Source organism: Nonomuraea sp. NPDC050790, from assembly GCF_044456745.1.
Classification (GTDB): Bacteria; Actinomycetota; Actinomycetes; order Streptosporangiales; family Streptosporangiaceae; genus Nonomuraea.
This window is the reverse complement of the sequence record NZ_JBITGF010000026.1, coordinates 1-1,264: the sequence shown is the minus strand read 5'-3', so window position 1 is coordinate 1,264 and position 1,264 is coordinate 1. Positions and strand designations below refer to the sequence as shown.

The 1,264-nt window shown below is 67.8% G+C and carries 1 protein-coding gene; it reads right to left on the bottom strand.

Annotated features, from left to right (window positions below; all coding sequences use genetic code 11):
- Nucleotides 1–45 precede the first annotated feature (45 nt).
- Entirely contained in the window at nucleotides 46–1,167 is a 1,122-nt protein-coding gene (locus tag ACIBEJ_RS52150; protein ID WP_397190519.1) for an IS630 family transposase, read from the bottom strand.
- Between the last annotated feature and the right edge of the window lie 97 nt (nucleotides 1,168–1,264).

Genomic DNA, 1,264 nt, shown 5'->3' with positions numbered 1-1,264 from the left:
GCTAGTGCCGTGACCGGAAACGATCGCCGGGTTGGATGACTGGCTTCAGGCTGCGTTCGTGCGTGTGCGTCCGCCCCAGCGGAGGCCTTTCTCGCTGCGGATGCGGGCGCGTTCTCGGCGTTGGGCGGCCAGTACGTCGGGGTGGCGGGTGTGGGCGTTGCGCCAGCGTAGGTAGGCGTGCAGGGCGCGGGTTTGGACGGTGTGGTTGGGGTGGTCGGAGTTGGCCAGGGTGAATTGGCGTAGGGGGCCGAAGTGGGCCTCGATCGGGTTGGCCCAGGAGGCGTAGGTCGGCGTGAACAGCAGCTTGACCTTGTTCTTGCTGGCCCAGGTGCGGATGCGCCAGTTCTTGTGCGCCGACAGGTTGTCCAGGATCACGTAGATCGGGGCGCCGTCCGGGCGGGCGGCGCGGATCGAGCGTAGGGCGGCCCAGGTGTGGTCGATGCCCTTGCGCCTGTGGTTGATGCCCCACAGCAGGTCATCGCCCACGGAGTAGCAGCCGTGGAAGTAGGTGACGCCGTGGGTGCGGTGGTAGGTGGCCGGTAGCCGGTCCGGCTCGCCTTGTGGTGCCCAGCCCGATCCGGCGGTGGGGCGGATGCCGAGCGGTCCGAACTCGTCGAAGGCGAAGGTGCGCTCGGGCCGCTGGGTGAGGGCGTACTCGATGCGATCCAGCTTGGCCTCGAAGTCCGGATCCGGGGACTCTTTCCAGGTCTTGGTGCGCTGGAAAGTGATCCCGCGGCGGGACAACAGCGTGCGTAACGCCTCCCGGCCGAGGGTGAAGGCGCGGCCGGGCAGCCGCTGGAGGTAGTCGAGCAGTTTGCGGATGGACCAGCGGGTGAAGGGCTGGCCGAGTGTGGAAGGTCGGGTGGTGGCCGTCGCCGCGACGAAGTCTTCGTCCTCAGGACTCAGCAGGCGGGGACGGCCTCCCGCCCACCGAGGGTCCAGGCAGGCCAGCCCAATCTCGTTGAAGCGATGAATCACATCGCGCACGGTGTCCTCATCGGCCTGCACAAGCCGAGCGATCACCGGCACCGTGTTGCCACCGGCCGAGGCCAGCAGGATCATCGCCCGCCGATAGCGCACCGTGCTCATCGTGCCGCGCCGCACGATCCGCTGCAGCTTCTGCCCCTCTGGATCCGTGAGCCTGCGAACCCTGACTGGTTGCGTCACCCTGCCTCCCGAGCACCGATCGAACGTGATCAGTCCATCCAACCGGCAGGAGCGACCTTCCCGCCAACCCGGCGATCATTTCCGGTCACAGCACTAG